17 protein-coding genes are annotated in these 16,857 nt (G+C 71.4%); 8 read left to right on the forward strand and 9 right to left on the reverse strand.

Going from position 1 to position 16,857, the window contains the following annotated elements; all coding sequences use genetic code 11:
• Positions 1-3: 3 nt before the first annotated feature.
• Positions 4-642 (reverse strand): TetR/AcrR family transcriptional regulator, encoded by a 639-nt coding sequence (locus O7620_RS24175; protein ID WP_278125319.1) that lies wholly within the window; start codon positions 640-642, stop codon positions 4-6.
• A 68-nt stretch (positions 643-710) separates the two neighbouring features.
• Between O7620_RS24175 and O7620_RS24180 the strand changes: the two genes are divergently transcribed.
• The 3 genes from O7620_RS24180 (at position 711) to O7620_RS24190 (ending at position 4,165) form a co-directional block, all read left to right on the forward strand.
• A complete protein-coding gene (locus tag O7620_RS24180) occupies positions 711-1,163 on the forward strand; it encodes an SCP2 sterol-binding domain-containing protein (protein ID WP_278125320.1) in 453 nt (150 codons plus the stop codon).
• A 1-nt stretch (position 1,164) separates the two neighbouring features.
• On the forward strand, positions 1,165-2,379 hold the full coding sequence (locus O7620_RS24185; RefSeq protein WP_278125321.1) for an acyl-CoA dehydrogenase family protein: 1,215 nt from the start codon (positions 1,165-1,167) through the stop codon (positions 2,377-2,379).
• Positions 2,380-2,602: 223 nt separating this feature from the next.
• Complete coding sequence (locus O7620_RS24190) at positions 2,603-4,165, forward strand: AMP-binding protein (RefSeq protein WP_278125322.1); 1,563 nt, start codon at positions 2,603-2,605, stop codon at positions 4,163-4,165.
• Between the two features lie 16 nt (positions 4,166-4,181).
• Here the strand turns inward: O7620_RS24190 and purD are convergent, their stop codons facing one another.
• From purD to O7620_RS24210, 4 genes are all read right to left on the reverse strand, one after another.
• A complete protein-coding gene (gene purD, locus O7620_RS24195; protein ID WP_278125323.1) occupies positions 4,182-5,432 on the reverse strand; it encodes a phosphoribosylamine--glycine ligase in 1,251 nt (416 codons plus the stop codon).
• 102 nt (positions 5,433-5,534) lie between these two features.
• Entirely contained in the window at positions 5,535-5,993 is a 459-nt protein-coding gene (locus O7620_RS24200; protein ID WP_278125324.1) for a hypothetical protein, read from the reverse strand.
• 107 nt (positions 5,994-6,100) lie between these two features.
• A complete protein-coding gene (locus tag O7620_RS24205; protein WP_278127130.1) occupies positions 6,101-6,412 on the reverse strand; it encodes a type IV toxin-antitoxin system AbiEi family antitoxin domain-containing protein in 312 nt (103 codons plus the stop codon).
• A 227-nt stretch (positions 6,413-6,639) separates the two neighbouring features.
• A complete protein-coding gene (locus O7620_RS24210; RefSeq protein ID WP_278125326.1) occupies positions 6,640-7,929 on the reverse strand; it encodes an adenylosuccinate synthase in 1,290 nt (429 codons plus the stop codon).
• Between the two features lie 124 nt (positions 7,930-8,053).
• Here O7620_RS24210 and O7620_RS24215 point away from each other — a divergent pair, with 124 nt between their 5' ends.
• Positions 8,054-9,106: a hypothetical protein gene (locus O7620_RS24215; RefSeq protein ID WP_278125328.1), complete on the forward strand. Its 1,053-nt coding sequence runs from the start codon at positions 8,054-8,056 to the stop codon at positions 9,104-9,106.
• A gap of 69 nt (positions 9,107-9,175) precedes the next feature.
• Complete coding sequence (locus O7620_RS24220; RefSeq protein WP_278125330.1) at positions 9,176-11,530, forward strand: chromosome partitioning protein; 2,355 nt, start codon at positions 9,176-9,178, stop codon at positions 11,528-11,530.
• Positions 11,531-11,575: 45 nt separating this feature from the next.
• Here the strand turns inward: O7620_RS24220 and O7620_RS24225 are convergent, their stop codons facing one another.
• The gene (locus O7620_RS24225; RefSeq protein WP_151490991.1) at positions 11,576-12,004 is read right to left on the reverse strand and encodes a DUF3151 domain-containing protein; all 429 of its coding nucleotides are present in this window, start codon (positions 12,002-12,004) and stop codon (positions 11,576-11,578) included.
• Between the two features lie 248 nt (positions 12,005-12,252).
• Between O7620_RS24225 and O7620_RS24230 the strand changes: the two genes are divergently transcribed.
• Positions 12,253-13,446: a hypothetical protein gene (locus O7620_RS24230; RefSeq protein WP_278125331.1), complete on the forward strand. Its 1,194-nt coding sequence runs from the start codon at positions 12,253-12,255 to the stop codon at positions 13,444-13,446.
• 50 nt (positions 13,447-13,496) lie between these two features.
• Here O7620_RS24230 and fbaA read toward each other — a convergent pair whose 3' ends face one another.
• Complete coding sequence (gene fbaA, locus O7620_RS24235) at positions 13,497-14,522, reverse strand: class II fructose-bisphosphate aldolase (protein WP_278125333.1); 1,026 nt, start codon at positions 14,520-14,522, stop codon at positions 13,497-13,499.
• Positions 14,523-14,657: 135 nt separating this feature from the next.
• Positions 14,658-15,041, reverse strand: coding sequence for a phage holin family protein (locus tag O7620_RS24240; RefSeq protein ID WP_151490993.1), 384 nt, complete (start codon positions 15,039-15,041; stop codon positions 14,658-14,660).
• A 124-nt stretch (positions 15,042-15,165) separates the two neighbouring features.
• On the opposite strand from O7620_RS24240, the gene O7620_RS24245 reads away from it, so the two are divergent.
• Together O7620_RS24245 and O7620_RS24250 are read left to right on the forward strand one after the other, a co-directional pair.
• Positions 15,166-15,378, forward strand: coding sequence for a hypothetical protein (locus O7620_RS24245; RefSeq protein WP_151490994.1), 213 nt, complete (start codon positions 15,166-15,168; stop codon positions 15,376-15,378).
• Positions 15,379-15,465: 87 nt separating this feature from the next.
• On the forward strand, positions 15,466-16,287 hold the full coding sequence (locus O7620_RS24250) for a DedA family protein (RefSeq protein WP_151490995.1): 822 nt from the start codon (positions 15,466-15,468) through the stop codon (positions 16,285-16,287).
• A 170-nt stretch (positions 16,288-16,457) separates the two neighbouring features.
• On the opposite strand, the gene O7620_RS24255 is transcribed toward O7620_RS24250, so the two are convergent.
• The gene (locus O7620_RS24255) at positions 16,458-16,835 is read right to left on the reverse strand and encodes a metalloregulator ArsR/SmtB family transcription factor (protein WP_030332125.1); all 378 of its coding nucleotides are present in this window, start codon (positions 16,833-16,835) and stop codon (positions 16,458-16,460) included.
• Between the last annotated feature and the right edge of the window lie 22 nt (positions 16,836-16,857).

The raw sequence follows: 16,857 nt of genomic DNA on the forward strand, positions 1-16,857 counted from the left end.
ACGTCAGTCGATCGGTGGGCGCCAGGTGACGCCGTGCAGCAGTTGGCCGGCGCCGAGCCAGGCCACGTTCATCATCCGGGTGGCGGTCTTCTCCGGGTCGGCTTCCGGGTGGTCCGCGAGCCAGTCCGCCAGCGACTCGGACGCGCCGACCAGGGCGTACGCGACGACCTCCAGGTCGACGGCGGTGATCTCGCGACCCTCGGCGCGGAGGGCGTGGTCGAGCATCCCGGCCACCACCTCGACCAGACGGGTCCGCATGGTGGCCAACTCGCCGGCGAACGGCTGCTCGCCCCGGGCCTGCCGGTAGAGCACCGCCCAGCCGTCACGGTGTGCGCCAACGAAGCCGAAGAACGCCCTCAACCCGCGCCAGAGCCGTTCGTCGGCCGGCAGGTCGGGGACGGCGGCGCCGGCGATGGCCTGCATCATCCGGGTGCCCTCCCGGTGCAGACAGGCGACGAAGAGTTCTTCCTTCGTGCCGAGGTACGCGTACACCATGGGCTTGGAGATGCCCGCGTCCTCCGCGATCTCGTCCATGCTGGCAGCGTGGAAACCCCGCCGGGAGAAGACTTTCACGGCCGCGTCGAGCATCTGCTGCTCACGGACGGCACGTGGCAGACGCTTGAAGGCGGGCGCGGTGGACACCTTGCGAGCATACCTACTCGTGCGTAGGGTTACGCGCGAGTAGCCAAATCTTCCGGAAGGCGTACCTCATGTCTGACTTCGACCCGGCCACCTTCGCCAACGTCGGCCCCAAGGAGTTCGCCCAGCTGGTCAAGTCCACCCCGGACGACAAGATCACCCAGGTGATGTCCGGTGACCTGCGCGGCAAGGTCCTGGGCGAGGTGTTCGGACGGATGCCGTCGCTGTTCCGCGCGGATCGGGCCGGCTCCACCAACGCGGTCATCCACTGGATCATCACCGGTCGCCCGGACGGCGGCAGCGACACCTACGAGGTCGTCATCGCCGACGGCAAGTGCGAGGTGAGCGAGACCCCGCAGCACGACCCGAAGCTGAGCCTGACCATGGGCCCGGTCGAGTTCCTGAAGATCGTCTCCGGTGGCGCCAACCCGGTGATGATGTTCATGACCGGCAAGCTGAAGGCGAAGGGCGACCTCGGGCTCGCCGCCAACATCGCCAACCTGTTCGACATCCCCAAGGCCTGACATGGCCGAGTTCTCGCTCGACCTGAACGAGGAACAGCGGGATCTACGCGACTGGGTGCACGGCTTCGCCGCCGAGGTCGTGCGCCCGGCCGCCGCCGAGTGGGACGAGCGCGAGGACACCCCGTGGCCGGTGATCCAGGAAGCCGCCAAGGTCGGCCTCTACGGCTTCGAGTTCCTCGCCACCTGCTGGGCCGACCCCACCGGGCTCTCCCTCCCCATCGCCAGCGAGGAACTCTTCTGGGGTGACGCCGGCATCGGTCTGAGCATCTTCGGCACCTCGCTCGCCGTCGCCGCCATCTACGGCACCGGCACCCCCGAGCAGATGGTCGAGTGGGTGCCGCAGTGCTTCGGCGACATCGACTCGCCGGCCGTCGCCGCGTTCTGCACCAGCGAACCCGAGGCCGGCTCCGACGTCGGCGCGATGCGCACCCGGGCCGTCTACGACGAGGCCACCGACGAGTGGGTGCTCACCGGGCAGAAGGCGTACGCCACCAACGGCGGCATCGCCGGAGTGCACGTGGTCACCGCCTCGATCGACCCCACGCTCGGCTCCCGGGGCCAGGCGGCGTTCGTCGTACCGCCCGGCACCCCCGGCCTGACCGCCACCCGCAAGCTGCGCAAACTCGGCCTCCGCGCATCGCACACCGCCGACGTCTTCCTCGACGGGGTACGCGTACCCGGCCGTTGCCTGCTCGGCGGCAAGGACTCCCTGGACGAGCGGTTGGCCCGCGCCCGTTCCGGTCAGCGGGCCAGCGGACAGGCCGCGATGCGCACCTTCGAGCTGTCCCGACCCACGGTGGGCGCGCAGGCGCTCGGCGTGGCCCGGGCCGCCTACGAGTACGCCCTGGACTACGCCAAGGACCGGGTCCAGTTCGGACGGCCCATCATCGAGAACCAGGCGGTCGCGTTCGCGCTGGCCGACATGCGGATGGAGATCGACGCGGCACGGCTGCTCGTCTGGAGGGCCTCCTGGATGGGCCGCAACAACCGTCCGTTCACCGCGGGCGAGGGCTCGATGTCCAAGCTCAAGGCCGGTGAGGTGGCGGTGTCGGTCACCGAGAAGGCGGTGCAGCTGCTCGGCGGGGCCGGCTTCCTGCGCGACCACCCGGTCGAGCGCTGGTACCGCGACGCCAAGATCTACACCATCTTCGAGGGCACCTCCGAGATCCAGCGACTGGTCATCTCACGGGCCATCTCCGGGATGCAGATCCGCTGACCCCCGGCTGGCTCCTCGGCCCGGCTGCCTCCTCGGCCCGGCTGCCTCCTCGGCCCGGCTGTCGGTCGGGCCGAGGAGGCACGCGGCGTCCTGTCTATCCGTGCCGTCTTCGTCACTCCACGCCGACGCCGGCTGGGCCTACCGGCACGCCGGGTGCATGATCAAGGAAGACGCCCCGGTTGAAGGGGGCTGTTCGCGTACCACCCCCAAGGAGGTCTGCGGCATGGACCTGCCGTTCATCGTCACCACGCTGACCCGTCGTGGCCTGCTCACCCCGGGCCGGCCGGTCCGGATCGCCTCGCAGCTCAACGCGCTGCGCAGATGGGGGTGGAGCCTCGCCGGCGAACTCCGCCAGGCAGCCGCGAGAGACCCCGGACGACCGGCGGTCATCGACGAGGACGGCAACGAGCTGACCTACCAGGACCTCCTCGACCGGGCCGAACGCATGGCCCGGTCGATGCGGGCCGGGCTCGGCGTACAGGCCGGCGACCGGATCGGTGTGCTCTGCCGCAACCACCACGGCTTGATCGAGACGATCGTCGCGGCCACCCTGCTGGGCGTGGACGCGGTCCTCGTCAACACCGGGCTCTCCGCGGCCCAGCTCGCCACCGTCGCCGAGGAGCAGCGACTCCGCCTGCTGGTGCACGACGACGAGTTCACCGAACGGGTCCTCGGCCTCCCCGCCGAACTGCCCCGCCTCGACGAACGCGGCCGCGAGGAACTCGTCGCCGGGGCCCTACCGGGCGAGCTGCACCCACCGGAACGCGACGGCCGGATCATCGTGCTCACCTCCGGCACCACCGGGGCACCCAAGGGCGCCCGCCGGCCCACACCCAACGGATTCGGCCCACTGGTGTCCATCATCGACCGAATACCCCTGCACGCCCGGGACCGGGTGATGATCGCCGCACCGATCTTCCACACCTGGGGATTCGCCGCCCTCCAGGTCTGTTTCGCGCTACGGGCGACCATCGTGGTGCAGCGCCGCTTCGACCCGGCCGCCACGCTCGCCGCCCTCGTCGAACACCGGTGCGACGCTCTGTTCGCCGTACCGGTGATGGTGCAACGGCTGCTGGAGGTCCCCCCGCCCGACCCGCGCCCCAACCTCACGGTCGTCGCGGTCAGCGGCTCGGCACTGCCCGGTGGGCTGGCGCCCCGGTTCATGGACGTCTACGGGGACGTGCTGTACAACCTCTACGGCTCCACGGAGGTCTCCTGGGCCTCCATCGCCGGCCCGCCCGACCTGCGCCAGGCACCCACCACCGCCGGCCGCCCACCACACGGCACCCGGCTGGAGATCCTCGACGACACCGGCCAGCCGGTGCCCGAGGGACGGGTCGGTCGGATCTTCGTCGGCAACGAGATGCTGTTCGAGGGCTACACCTCCGGTGTCAGCCGGGAGACCCGCGACGGGCTGCTCGACACCGGCGACCTCGGTCGACTCAACGCCGACGGGCTGCTCTTCGTCGACGGCCGGGCCGACGACATGATCGTCTCCGGTGGCGAGAACGTCTTCCCGTCCGAGGTGGAGGACCTGCTCGCCCAACTACCGCAGGTCCGCGAGGCGGCCGTGATCGGCGTACCCGACCCCGAGTACGGCCAACGGCTCGCCGCGTTCCTCGCCCTGCACCCGGGCGAGACCCTCGACCCGGAGGCGGTCCGCGAGTACGTGCGGCACTACCTGGCCCGGTTCTCCGTCCCCCGGGACGTGGTCTACGTCAAATACCTGCCCCGCAACGCCACCGGCAAGGTGCTCGCCCGCGAACTGCGCCGCTACTACGGCTGAGACGCCGAACCCACGCTCAGCCCGGGATCGTGATCCGACCTTCGACCGCGGCGGCGGCGATGTCGGTGCGGTACTGCGACCCGGCCAACTCCACCCCGTCCACCAGCGCGTACGCGGCGTCCCGCGCGGCGGCCAGGTCGGCGCCGGTGGCCGTACCGCAGAGGACCCGGCCACCGGCGGACAGCAACGCGCCGTCGCCGGCCCGCAGCGCGGTGCCGGCGTGGATGATGCCCGGACGGTCCGCGCCAGTGATCACATCGCCGGTACGCGGCGCCGCCGGATAGCCCTGCGCGGCGAGCACCACGGTGACCGCGGCGCCGTCCCGCCACCGCAGCGGCGGGTGCTCGGCCAGCGTGCCGGTGGCCGCCGCGTGCAACAGCCCACCCAGCGGAGTCTCCAACAGCGCGAGCACCACCTGGGTCTCCGGGTCACCGAAGCGCGCGTTGAACTCGATCACCCGGGGGCCGGCGGCCGTCATCGCGAGACCGACGTAGAGCAGACCGGCGAACGGGGCACCTCGACGGCGCAACTCGGCCAGGGTCGGGTGGACGACCTCACGCATGACCTCGTCGACCAGGCCGGGCGGAGCCCACGGCAGCGGCGCGTACGCACCCATGCCGCCGGTGTTCGGGCCGGTGTCACCATCGCCGATTCGCTTGAAGTCCTGTGCGGGCAGCAGCGGCAGGGCCGCCTCGCCGTCGGTCACCACGAAGAGGCTGACCTCCGGGCCGTCGAGGAACTCCTCGACCACGACCCGGCCACACTCCGCGGCGTGCGCCAGCGCGGCGGACCGGTCGTCGGTCACCACCACGCCCTTGCCCGCCGCCAGCCCGTCGTCCTTCACCACGTACGGTGCGCCGAACTCGTCGAGCGCCCGCGCGGTGCTCTCCTCGTCCGTGCAGACGTACGCCCGGGCGGTCGGCACGTTCGCGGCGGTCATCACGTCCTTGGCGAACGCCTTGGACCCCTCCAGCCGAGCTGCCTCGGCCGACGGGCCGAACACGGCGATGCCCTTGGCGCGTACCGCGTCGGCAACCCCGGCGACGAGGGGCGCCTCCGGCCCGATCACCACCAGGTCAGCGCCGGTCTCCACAGCCAGCGCCGCCACCGCGGCAGGATCGGAGGCGTTCACGGCCCGCAGCGAGGCCACCGAGGAGATCCCCGGGTTACCCGGCGCAGCAACCAACACGGAAACAGCCGGGTCGCCGACCAACCCGAGCGCGAGCGCATGCTCCCGCCCGCCACCACCCACCAAAAGAACCCGCACGACCTCGCATCCTACTGTGCCCACCACTCACCCTCGTTGACGCCGCCGGTGATCAAGAAGTTTGCGTCAGACGTCGACCTGTTTCTGACGCAAACCTCTTGATCACCGGACTTGGTTGCGGGCCGCCGCGATCGCTTCGCGGACCGTGTGGGGGATGTAGGTGGGGTGCAGGGTGTCCTGCCAGGTGAAGCGGAGAATCGTCCAGCCGGCGTTGACCAGGCGGTTCTGGCGGCGACGATCGGCGAAAGCCGCCTCCAGGGTGCCGTGGGCGTCGCGGCCGTCCGCTTCCGCGATCACCCTCGGGGCACGCCACCCCAGGTCGCCGATGCCGAGCAGGTAACCGTCGTCATCCCGTACCTCCAGTTGCAGCGCGTCCGGCGGCACCCGGCCGTCCACGCACCGCAACCGGGTACGCGTCTCCAGCGGCGACTGCGCACGCCCGTCCGCTTCCGCCAGCCAGGAACGCGCCCCGACCGCGCCCCGTCGCCCCCGGATCAAACTCGGGATCACCGCCAACTGCGCCGGAGTGATGCGGCCCTGGTTCAGCGCCGAGTCGAGCACCGAGACGGCTGGGTAACGATCAACCCGGAGAATGACGTCCGAGACCGTTCGGAGCGACGTGGTCGTGCGAATGCCCGCAATCTCGGTGACGTCGCCGGGACCGACCGTCACCTGGTGCACGACCAGCCACGGTGCGAGAGCGCGCTGGGGACGGGGCCCGTCAACCGGCACCGAGATGTGAACCTGCGGAGTCCGGCGATGCCGTGCAGGTCCAACGCCGTGTCCAGGACGGCGAAGGCACCTGGACCGAGACCTACGACGGCCGCCCGTACACGCGCGCGCCGCAGTGTCGATTCGCTCGGCTCCGCGTCCGGTATGTACCAGCCACGCAGGAGCCGTTGCCACCTGCCCGACCGACACAACTGTCGGACCTGGTCCCTGCTCAGGCCGGCGCGCAGCGCCTGCGTCAGGGTGACCATCCCGTCCTGGCCGGCCGCGATGTCGCGAAGTAGCTGGTGTGCTCCCACACCAACACCCTGCCCACCAACCCAGCCCCACCAAAGCCCCTGTGGACAACCCCCGCCCCCCTGTGGACAACCCCGCCCCACCCACCCCGCTCCTACTCCGGTGATCAAGAGGTTTACGTCAAATTTCCGCTCGAAATTGACGCAAACCTCTTGATCACCAAGATGGAGTGGGGTTCGGGTTAGGGGAGGAGGGGGTGGAGGAGGACGTTTTCTTCTCGGCCGGGGCCTACGCCTACGACGCTCACCTTGGTCTTGCAGAGCTCCTCGATGCGGGCGATGTAGCGACGGGCGTTCTCCGGGAGGTCATCGGCGGTTCTTGCCTTGGTGATGTCCTCCCACCAGCCGTCGAGTTCCTCGTAGATGGGCGTGGCGTGGTGGAAGTCCGTCTGGCTCATCGGCATGTCGTCGACCCGCTGGCCGTTGATCTCGTAGCCGACGCAGATCGGCACCTTGGCCAGCCCGGTGAGGACGTCCAGCTTGGTGATGACCAGGTCGGTGACGCCGTTGAGGCGGCAGGCGTACCGGGCCACGACGGCGTCGAACCACCCGCAGCGGCGTTCCCGGCCGGTGGTGGTGCCGTACTCCGCGCCGATCTTGCGCAGGTGCGCGCCGTTGGAGTCGAACAGCTCGGTGGGGAACGGCCCGGAGCCGACCCGGGTGGTGTACGCCTTGCTCACCGCGATGACCTTGCTGATCGCGGTGGGCGGGATGCCGGCGCCCACGCACGCACCACCGGCGGTCGGGTTGGACGAGGTCACGAAGGGGTACGTGCCGTGGTCCATGTCCAGCATGGTGGCCTGGGCGCCCTCCAGGAGCACCGTCTCGTCCCGGTCCAGGGCGTCCCAGAGCATGGCCCGGGTCTCCGCGATGTACGGCTTGAGCCGCTCCGCGTACGCCAGGTACTCCTCGACGGTCGCCTCAAGGTCGATGGCCTTGCGGTTGTAGACCTTGAACAGCATCTGGTTCTTCTCGCGCAGCGCGAGTTCCAGCTTCTTGCGCAGGATGCCCGGGTCGAGCAGGTCCTGAAGTCGGATGCCCATCCGGGCGACCTTGTCGCCGTACGCCGGGCCGATGCCACGGCCGGTGGTGCCGATCCGGGACGAGCCGAGGTACCGCTCGACCACCCGGTCCAGTGCCCGGTGGTGCGGCATGATGAGGTGTGCGTCACCGGAGATCCGCAGCCGGGACACGTCGACGCCCCGCTCGGCCAGACCGTCGATCTCGGCGAGCAGCACCTTCGGGTCGACCACCACACCGTTGCCGATGACGATCATCGCGCTCGGTGACAGCGCGCCGGAGGGCATCAGGTGCAGCGCGTACTTCTGGCCGTCCGGGGTGATCACCGTGTGTCCGGCGTTGTTGCCGCCGGAGTAGCGCACGACGTAGTCGACCCGCTCACCCAGCAGGTCGGTAACCTTGCCCTTGCCCTCGTCGCCCCACTGAGCGCCGATGAGCACGATCGCTGGCATCTTTTCCGCCTCCAGAAGGCTCGGGTGCCAGGTGGCGACCGCTCGGCGAGCCCGGGGTGTCAGGTTAACAAGTAGTGACGGCGCGGCCGGCAGGGGTCGCGGCGATAGGCAGGAGGCTCCTTCGGTGTACGACGTGGTGCTGCTCACCCTCGGCTCGGAGCGGGACGCTCCCGGGGCCTGCGGCAGCGGCGGAGCCTGCTGCGGCGGTGTGACCGACAACGAGAGCGGCCCGACGACCGAGAGCGGCCCGACGACCGAGGCCCGACCCGGCCCGACGACCTCCGACGACGAGCGGTGCGTCACCGATCGGCCCCGAGTTCCCGTGCTGGCCTGCGCCGACGCGCTGAACGCCCGCGGTGCCCGGGTGCAGACGGTCACCGCCCGCTCCGACGCGGAGATCGACGAGGTGTTGGCGCTGTTCGACGGCCCGGCCCGCCCCGACGGCCTGACCTGGCCCGACCCGGACAGCAAGACCCGGCTGGTCGTCGCCACGGCCAGCGACGGGCAGTTGCGCGCCGTGCTGCGCCGGCTGGTCCGGCGGTACGCGCCAGCGCCGAGTCGCCGCCCGGCGGACCTGCCCGGTAACCGGACACTGCCCGATCTGCCTCCGGTGGCCGTACTCCCGCTCGACCCGGCTCGTGGCGGCACCCACCGGGACCTGGCCGCGCAGCTCGGGTTGCCCCGCGGCCCGGCGGCGGTGGCCGCCGCGGTGCTGGACGGCACGCCACGCCGACTGGACCTGCTGCGCAACGACGGCGGCTCGGTGACCCTGGACGGCGCTCTGCTCGGCGCCGCCGACGATGCCGGCCGGCCGCTGCACTGGCGGGCCCGGGTCGAGGTGGACGACACCATCCTCACCAACGGTGACGAACCGTTGCTGGCCTGCGCGGTGGGCAACGCCGGCGGGTACGCGACGCTCGACGAAGTCAGGCTGCTGGCCGCGCCGGACCCGGCCGACGGCCAGGTCGAGGTCGCGGTGGCCGTGCCGGTGGTCGTCCGGTCGGCGTTGGGTCGCAAGCGGGTACGCCTGGAGGTCCGTCGGGCTCGCGGGCGGGCCGTGTCGGTGCTGCCCAGGGAGGGGAAGGTGCCCTACCTCGACGACGGAGTCGAGGGTGAGCTGACCCGGAAGCGGTCCTGGTGGGTCGAACCGGGTGCGTGGGCGGTCTGGTCGAGCTGACCCGGCTGCGTCGACCGGCCCCGTTCGGCCGGTGCGCCTATCCTCGCAGGAGGACTGGGGAGGGCCGTAATGGACGAGAACGCCGACCGGGCGCGGAAGCCCGGCCAGCAGCCGGTGCCGGAGCGGGACATCGAACCACTCTGGCCACCGGATCCAGCCGACGCGGGCGCGGGTGGCGTGGTGCCGCCGTGGGCGGCCGTGGCCGAGCAGCGGGGCGCGCCGCCGACGACCGCGCAGTCGCCGGTGACGCCACCGGTGGCCGCGCCGCCGATCGGCCGGCCGCCGGTTCCCGGGCAGCCCGGGGCACCGGCGATGCCTCCACCGTCACCGTCGGACTATCCGTCGCTCACCGGCGCGGTACCGGCACCCGGCGGTTGGGGAGTGAACAGCCCGGGGTCGGGCTGGGCCCCGGCGCAGCCGAGCTGGCCTCCGCCGGCCGACCCGACCGTGCCGCCGAACGGCGGGCCGACGACCGGCCCGACGGGTGGCACGACGGGTGGCACCTCGACCGGCTCGTCCCGGCCGGCGAGCAACGACCTGGCGGGCGGGGCCGGAGTCCCCGCACCTGGCACCCCGGTCGTGCCGAAAGACGGCGCGCCGACGCCGCAAGGGACCTCGGGCTCGACCGTCCCCGCCCCTCCGATCGTGTCGGGCGGCGTCGACCTGGACCTGCCGTTCTCCCTGGACCGACCGGCCGCTGAGCCCGCCACCAATTCCGGCGCGGGCGGCAACCCGCGCGCCGCCAGTCCCAACGCCGCCGGTCCGAACGCGGCGACAGCAGGCCCAGCGACACCAGCCCCGGCGGGCACGACGGCAGGCGACACGACAGCGGCCGGACCCACGACGACGGACGGGCCTGCGACAGCCGCCAGGCCGGCGGCAGGACCAACGACAGCCGCCGGATCGGCGGCAGCGACCGGATCGGCGGCAGCGACCGGATCGGCGACGGCCGGGGGCACCGCAGCCGCAGCGACCGCACCGGTGGCCTCGCGGGGTGGTGACGCCGGGGAGGACGGGTCCGCGGTCGGCGCCGCGCGGCCGACCGCCGAGTCACCGTGGGCGTATCCACCGCAGCGGCCGGCCAGCGCGCCCGAGCCACCCTCCGACGCGGCGGCCACCCCGCCGCCTCCGATCCCGGCCCCTCCCAGCGTGCCGCCGCCGCTGTCCGGTGGCCCGGCCGTTCCGCAGGCGGGCGGGGCGCAGACGTACACCGGTCAGTCGTACTCTCCGACGATCCCCGGTCAGGTCCCGCTGCCGCCGCCACCGGACCCGTCGCAGTTCGGCGACCCGGCGCATGGCGGGGCCGTGCCGCCGCAGGCTGGGCCGGCGACCCCTCCGCCGGGGCCGTTCCCCCCGTCGCCGGGCTGGTATCCGCCGCCGTGGCAGCAGGGCACGCCCGGGGTTCCGCCACCGCCGCCGCAGTACCAGGAGGCCGACGGGGTGACCCGGGTGCCGGCCACCGGTTATCCGGACGCCGCCTGGGCGCCGGAGAGCACCGCCGCGCCGACCGCCGAGGACTTCGCCCGGCGGCGGCAGGTCCGTCCGCCCGACCCGGTGGCGACCATGGGCGTACGGGCGGTGGTCAACAAGATGGGTCTGCTCCGGCTCTCACCGGGGCGGCACGAGCAGGAGCTCAAGCGGGACATCGAGATGGTGCGCCGCAACTTCGGCGGGCTGCGGCAGGTGACCGTGGTCAACCCGAAGGGCGGCGCCGGCAAGACGGTGGCCATCCTGCTGCTCGCGATGACGTTCGGTCAGAAGCGCGGCGGTTACGTGCTGGCCTGGGACAACAACGAGACTCAGGGCACCCTCGGGATGCGGGCCCAGCAGGACTTCCACTCCCGCACGGTGCGGGACATGCTGCGTGACCTCGGGCAGTTCCAGGGTGCGCACGGGCGGGTCGGTGACCTGTCGCAGTACGTCCGCTCGCAGGGCGAGGGGATGTTCGACGTGCTGGCCTCGGACGAGTCGGCCACCGGCGGCGAGATGCTCACGGCGGCCGCGTTCGCCGAGATCCGTGAGGTGGTCAGCCGGTTCTACAAGTTGATCTTCGTGGACACCGGCAACAACGTGCGCGCGCAGAACTGGCAGGCGTCGATGGACGCCACCGATCAGCTGGTGGTCACCATGTCCGCCCGTAACGACTCGGCGGAGACCGCTGCCCGGATGCTCGACCACCTGGAGCAGAGCGGCCGGCAACGGCTGGTCCGGCAGGCGGTGACCGTGGTGTCGATGCCGCCGTCGCGCAAGGAGATCGACCTGCCGGCGATCCAGGAGCACTTCGCGGCCCGTACCCGGGCGGTGCTGCTGGCCCCGTACGAGCGGCTCATCGACAGTGGCGAGCCGATCCGGTACGGCGGGCTCTCCTCGGCCACCCGGGACGCCTGGCTGAAGATCGCCGCCGCGGTCGCCGAAGGGCTGTAGCCCTCCGAAGGCCGGCCCGACGCCGGGCCGGCCTTCGGACGGGTGTCAGTTGCTGGCCAGCGCGTCCGCCGCCGACGGGTCGCAGTCGCGCAGGAACTGGGCGCAGCGGGCCGCCTCGTCGGCCTCGCCGATCTCGTCGGCGGCCCGAGACAGGACGTACAGGCAGCGCAGGAAGCCGCGGTTCGGCTCGTGCGACCACGGCACCGGGCCGTGCCCCTTCCAGCCGCTGCGGCGCAGCTGGTCCAGGCCGCGGTGGTAGCCGGTGCGCGCGTAGGCGTACCCCGTCACCACCTGGCCCTGCGCGAACGCCCGCGCCGCGAGCGCGGCCCAGGCCGCGCTGTACGTCGGGAAGTGGGCCGCGACCTCGGTGAACGCCTCGTCGGTGCCGGCCTCCTCGGCGGCGGCCAGGGCGGCGTCAGCCTCGTCGTGCGCGGGCAGAAGGGTGGCCGGTGGCTCTGGCAAAAGGTTCTGCATCGCCCCATTCAACCCGCTGGACAGGGCGACACGCGAGCGGGTCGGCTGACGCGTTCGGCTGAACGGCTGAGGGTTTGCTCACGCCTGTGGCCTATGCCGCGGCCAGGTGTTATCCACTACAACTAATGGTCCGGAGCCTCCCCAGGACCCGGTTACGCAGGAGCCCGGTGGCCACGACCACCGGGCTCCTGTCGTTGCACCACCGGCCCGAGGTTTGGCGGGCACCACCAAGGAGGCAGGATTGCCGGGTGCCGACCCCACCTCCCGCGGACGTCATCGAGCCGCACCCGCACGCCAACGAGATCCAGACCCGCGAGGAGTTGGATCGGCAGTTGACCACCGGCCGACTGACCGGCCTGACGGTGCAGGGGCTGCGCCTCGACCTTGATCCGTTGCCCGACCTGACCGGGGTCGAGGTCACCGGCACCCTCTTCGTGGGCTGCCGGTTCGCCTCCCGGGACGTCGGCGCGGACCTGGTCCGGCGCGGCGCGAACGTGGTGCCGCCGTTCTCCGGGCTGCCGTACCCGACCCAGCCGACGCACCTCTACAGCCCGGAGGACCTGGCCGCCGGGTTCGCCGAGGGCGGGTTCGCCGGGATGTACGACACCCGGGTGTACGAGCACTACCGGGCGCACGGCGGCGCGCTGCCGGACGTCAAGGAGGCGCTCGGCCAGCGCCTGCACGATCACGGCGTGGACAACGCGCTGGGCGACGCCACCCGGGCCTGGCTGGCCGCGTACGGCCCGCAGTCGGTGGTCGGCATCATGGGCGGGCACGCGGTGCGGCGGGGCAGTCCGGCGTACCGGATGGCGGCCGTGCTGGGTTGGGAGCTGGCGCGGGCCGACCGGCTGGTGGTGACCGGCGGCGGACCCGGGGTGATGGAGGCGGCGAACCTCGGCGCGTACCTGGCGGACCGGCCGGCGGCGGAGGTGACGGCGGCGATCGACCTGCTGGCCACGGCACCCGACTTCACCGACCACCACCGGTACACGGCGGCGGCGTTGGCGGTCCGGCAGCGGTACGCGGGCGTGCCCCGGCAGCGCGGCACCGACGCGGGCTGGGCGCGGGCCGGTGGGTTGGCGATCCCGACCTGGCTGTACGGGCACGAGCCGGCGAACCTGTTCGCCGGCCGGATCGCCAAGTACTTTTCGAACGCGATCCGGGAGGACACCATCCTGCGGCTCGCCCGGGGCGGCATCGTCTTCGCCCCGGGGCGGGCGGGCACGGTGCAGGAGGTGTTCCAGGCGGCCACGAAGACCTACTACGGCACCGACGGGGCCAGTGGCGCGTACGTCTTCCTGGACCGCGGCTACTGGACCACCGAACTGCCGGTGGAGGCGTTGTTGCGCCCGCTGCTGGCCGCCTCACCGTTCGGTGACCTGTCGGCGACGATCCACCTCACCGACGACGTACGCGAGGCCGTGCGCGTGCTGACGAGCTGACGGCGACGGCCGGTTCCCCCGCGGGGGAACCGGCCGTCGGTCGAACGCTGTTACTTGGACATCGAGGTGCCGGTGGAGCGCAGGTGCTCGCACGCCTCGACGACCCGGGCGGCCAGGCCGGCCTCGGCGGCCTTGCCCCAGGTACGCGGGTCGTACTGCTTCTTGTTGCCCACCTCGCCGTCGATCTTCAGCACGCCGTCGTAGTTGCGGAGCATGTGGTCCGCGACGGGGCGGGTGAAGGCGTACTGGGTGTCGGTGTCGATGTTCATCTTCACCACGCCGTAGTCCAGAGCCTCGCGGATCTCGCTCAGCAGGGAGCCGGAGCCGCCGTGGAAGACCAGGCTGAGCGGCTTGTCCTTGCCGTACTTGGCGCCGACCGCCTCCTGGATCTGGTTGAGGATCTCCGGGCGGAGCTTGACGTTGCCCGGCTTGTAGACGCCGTGCACGTTGCCGAAGGTCAGCGCCGCCATGTAGCGGCCCTTCTCGCCCAGGCCGAGCGCGTCGACCATGGCCAGGCCGTCCTCGACGGTGGTGTAGAGCTTGTCGTTGATGGCGTTCTCGACGCCGTCCTCCTCGCCACCGACGACGCCGACCTCGATCTCAAGGACGATCTTGCCCTTGGCGGCCTCGTCGAGCAGCTGGGAGGCGATCTGCAGGTTCTCGGCGACCGGAACGGCCGAGCCGTCCCACATGTGCGACTGGTACAGCGGCTGCTCGCCGCGCTTCACCCGCTCCTGCGAGATGGCCATCAGCGGACGCACGAAGCCGTCCAGCTTGTCCTTCGGGCAGTGGTCGGTGTGCAGAGCGATGTTGACCGGGTACTTCTTGGCCACCTCGTGCGCGTACGCGGCGAACGCGACCGCACCGGTGACCATGTCCTTGATCGAGGGGCCGGAGAGGTATTCGGCGCCACCGGTCGAGACCTGGATGATGCCGTCGCTCTCCGCGTCGGCGAAGCCCTTGAGCGCCGCGTTCAGCGTCTGGGAGGAGGTCACGTTGATCGCGGGGTACGCGTACCGGCCAGCCTTGGCGCGGTCCAGCATCTCCGCGTAAGCCTCGGGGGAAGCGATGGGCATGTGATGCGCTCCTTACTTACCACTCTCGGCCGTGCTGGCCGCTGTTGTTCATTTGTGCGCCGGACCGCGCTGTCCTCCGCCGGAAGTATCCCGTAGGTGAGGTGCGCCGGAACAACCGACCCGGGTGCCGGCCGTTCACCGGCGGTCCAGGTTGTCCGGCACGATGACGCTGATCAGCCACGTGACCACGGTCATCACGATGGCTCCCCAGAACGCCGGCCAGAAACCGTCCACCTGGAACGGAAGGTCCAGCCCGCGCGCTATCCGGTCGGTGAGCAGGAAGAGCAGCGCGTTGACCACCAGCGCGAACAGGCCCAGGGTCAGCAGGTAGAACACGCAGCCGACGACCTTGATGACGGGCTTGAGCACCGCGTTGATCACGCCGAAGATCAGAGCGACCACGATCAGCGTGAGGACGGTGTTGCCGCCCGAGCGGCCGTGCACGTCGACCCCGGGCACGATCAGCGTGGTTATCCACAACGCGACCGCGGTGATCGCCAGTCGGATGAGGAAGCCCACGGCCCCATCCTGGCACCGGCGCGCACCACCGAGGGCTGATTCCGCCGACTCGGCTTTCCGGCGTCGCACCGGCACAGCCCGTACGGTGGGTGGGTCCATGCCCTCAAGACCCCCGGGAGAGACAATGGGTCAGCCCGACGAGGACTTCACCCCCGGCGACCACCTCACCGCGAACGAACGCGACCCCGAGGCGGATCCGGCCGACGCGGTCGAGCAGGCCACCGTCGCCGGCCCCGCCGACGTCGACGGTGAGCCACACCGCGGCCTGGAGGTCGACGACTGGGACGCGATGGAGCAGGCCCGAGTGGTCACCGGCGACGAGGACGACTACCGCTGACCGTCACGCTGGCGGGGCGATACCACTGATCAACGGTGCGATTGACCCGGTCCGGCGCGGTGCGACACCCGGACTTCGGTACCCTTTGTGGCCGTGGACACAGCTGAGAAGACCCGCGCTCTCACGGAGAGCGTCGCCCTGAACCCGCTCGATCCCAAGGAGCTGTTGCAGACCTTCGGGCTGATCGGCGTCTGGGTGATCCTCTTCGCCGAGACCGGCCTGCTGGTGGGCTTCTTCTTCCCGGGGGACTCGCTGCTGTTCCTCGCCGGGGTGGCCGCCTCGCCGGTGGCGGACGCCATCTTCGGCGACGGCACCCGCCTCTCCCTGGTCGGCCTGCTCATCGGTGGGCCGATCTGCGCGGTCGTCGGCGCGCAGCTGGGGCACTGGCTCGGTTCGCGGTACGGGCGGCCGATGTTCGAGCGGCCGAATTCCCGGCTCTTCAAGAAGGAGTACGTGGAGAAGGCGGAGTACTACTTCCAGAAGTTCGGCCCGGCGAAGGCCGTGGTGCTGGCGCGCTTCATTCCGATCGTCCGCACCTTCCTCAACCCGGTCGCCGGCGCGCTGGGCATGCCGGCCCGGCAGTTCCTGATCTGGAACATCGTCGGCGCGGTGCTCTGGGTGGACGGCATCCTGCTGATCGGCTACTTGTTGGCCGAGCAGATCTACCAGGCCATCGGCGACAAGATCGACCACTACATCCTGCCGGTGGTGGCCCTGATCATCGTGATCTCGGTGCTGCCGATCTTCTTCGAGTTCCTGCGTGACCGGCGGGCCCGCAAGCGCGGCGAGGCGGTCGCCGTGGTCGCGGCGGCCAGCGCGGCCGGCGCGGTGGAGGCGGTCCGTGAGGCATTCGACCACGACGAGCACCCGCAGGACCGTCGGCGTCCGGAGCACGGCCAGGAGCGCTGAGGCGCGCGTACGACGACGGCCGGCCCCCTGATGTGGGGGTCGGCCGTCGGCATGTCGGACTCGGCCTCCGGCGGTGCGACCGGGGCCGAGCAGGTGTCAGCGACCGGTGACGCCACCCCTGGCTCGCCACCGGACACCGCCCCGGAGTGGGACGGTGCGCAGCGCCTACGTCAGCGAGCCTTCTTGGTGGCCCGCTTACGCGGCGGGGTCAGCAGGTCCGCGATCGTCGCGATCGCACTCGGGACCAGGCTGTAATACGCCCAGACACCGCGCTTCTCCCGCTGCAGCAAGCCAGCCTCGGTGAGGATGCGCAGGTGGTGACTGACCGTCGGCTGGGAGAGGCCGAGGGGCGCGGTCAGGTCACAGACGCACGCCTCGCCCTCGGGGGCCGACTGGATCAGGCTGAGCAGCCGCAGCCGAGCAGGATCGGCAAGGGCCTTGAGGACCCCCGCGAGACGCTCGGCATCGGCACGTTCGATCGGCTCGCCGTTAAGCGGCGAGATCTGAGGCATAGTCATTTCGGCCAACGCAGTTCCCACGTATTCCATCCTTCCACCAGCAGCATCGATC

This window comes from Micromonospora sp. WMMD710, assembly GCF_029626045.1.
Classification (GTDB): Bacteria; Actinomycetota; Actinomycetes; order Mycobacteriales; family Micromonosporaceae; genus Micromonospora.

What these genes read in the sequence shown, in the direction of transcription:
- O7620_RS24180 (WP_278125320.1), top strand. Translation starts at nt 711, where the DNA reads ATGTCTGACTTCGACCCGGCCACCTTCGCCAACGTCGGCCCCAAGGAG.
- O7620_RS24185 (WP_278125321.1), top strand. Translation starts at nt 1,165, where the DNA reads ATGGCCGAGTTCTCGCTCGACCTGAACGAGGAACAGCGGGATCTACGC.
- O7620_RS24190 (WP_278125322.1), top strand. Translation starts at nt 2,603, where the DNA reads ATGGACCTGCCGTTCATCGTCACCACGCTGACCCGTCGTGGCCTGCTC.
- O7620_RS24205 (WP_278127130.1), bottom strand. Translation starts at nt 6,412, where the DNA reads ATGGTCACCCTGACGCAGGCGCTGCGCGCCGGCCTGAGCAGGGACCAG.
- O7620_RS24210 (WP_278125326.1), bottom strand. Translation starts at nt 7,929, where the DNA reads ATGCCAGCGATCGTGCTCATCGGCGCTCAGTGGGGCGACGAGGGCAAG.
- O7620_RS24220 (WP_278125330.1), top strand. Translation starts at nt 9,176, where the DNA reads ATGGACGAGAACGCCGACCGGGCGCGGAAGCCCGGCCAGCAGCCGGTG.
- O7620_RS24225 (WP_151490991.1), bottom strand. Translation starts at nt 12,004, where the DNA reads ATGCAGAACCTTTTGCCAGAGCCACCGGCCACCCTTCTGCCCGCGCAC.
- fbaA (WP_278125333.1), bottom strand. Translation starts at nt 14,522, where the DNA reads ATGCCCATCGCTTCCCCCGAGGCTTACGCGGAGATGCTGGACCGCGCC.
- O7620_RS24245 (WP_151490994.1), top strand. Translation starts at nt 15,166, where the DNA reads ATGGGTCAGCCCGACGAGGACTTCACCCCCGGCGACCACCTCACCGCG.
- O7620_RS24255 (WP_030332125.1), bottom strand. Translation starts at nt 16,835, where the DNA reads ATGGAATACGTGGGAACTGCGTTGGCCGAAATGACTATGCCTCAGATC.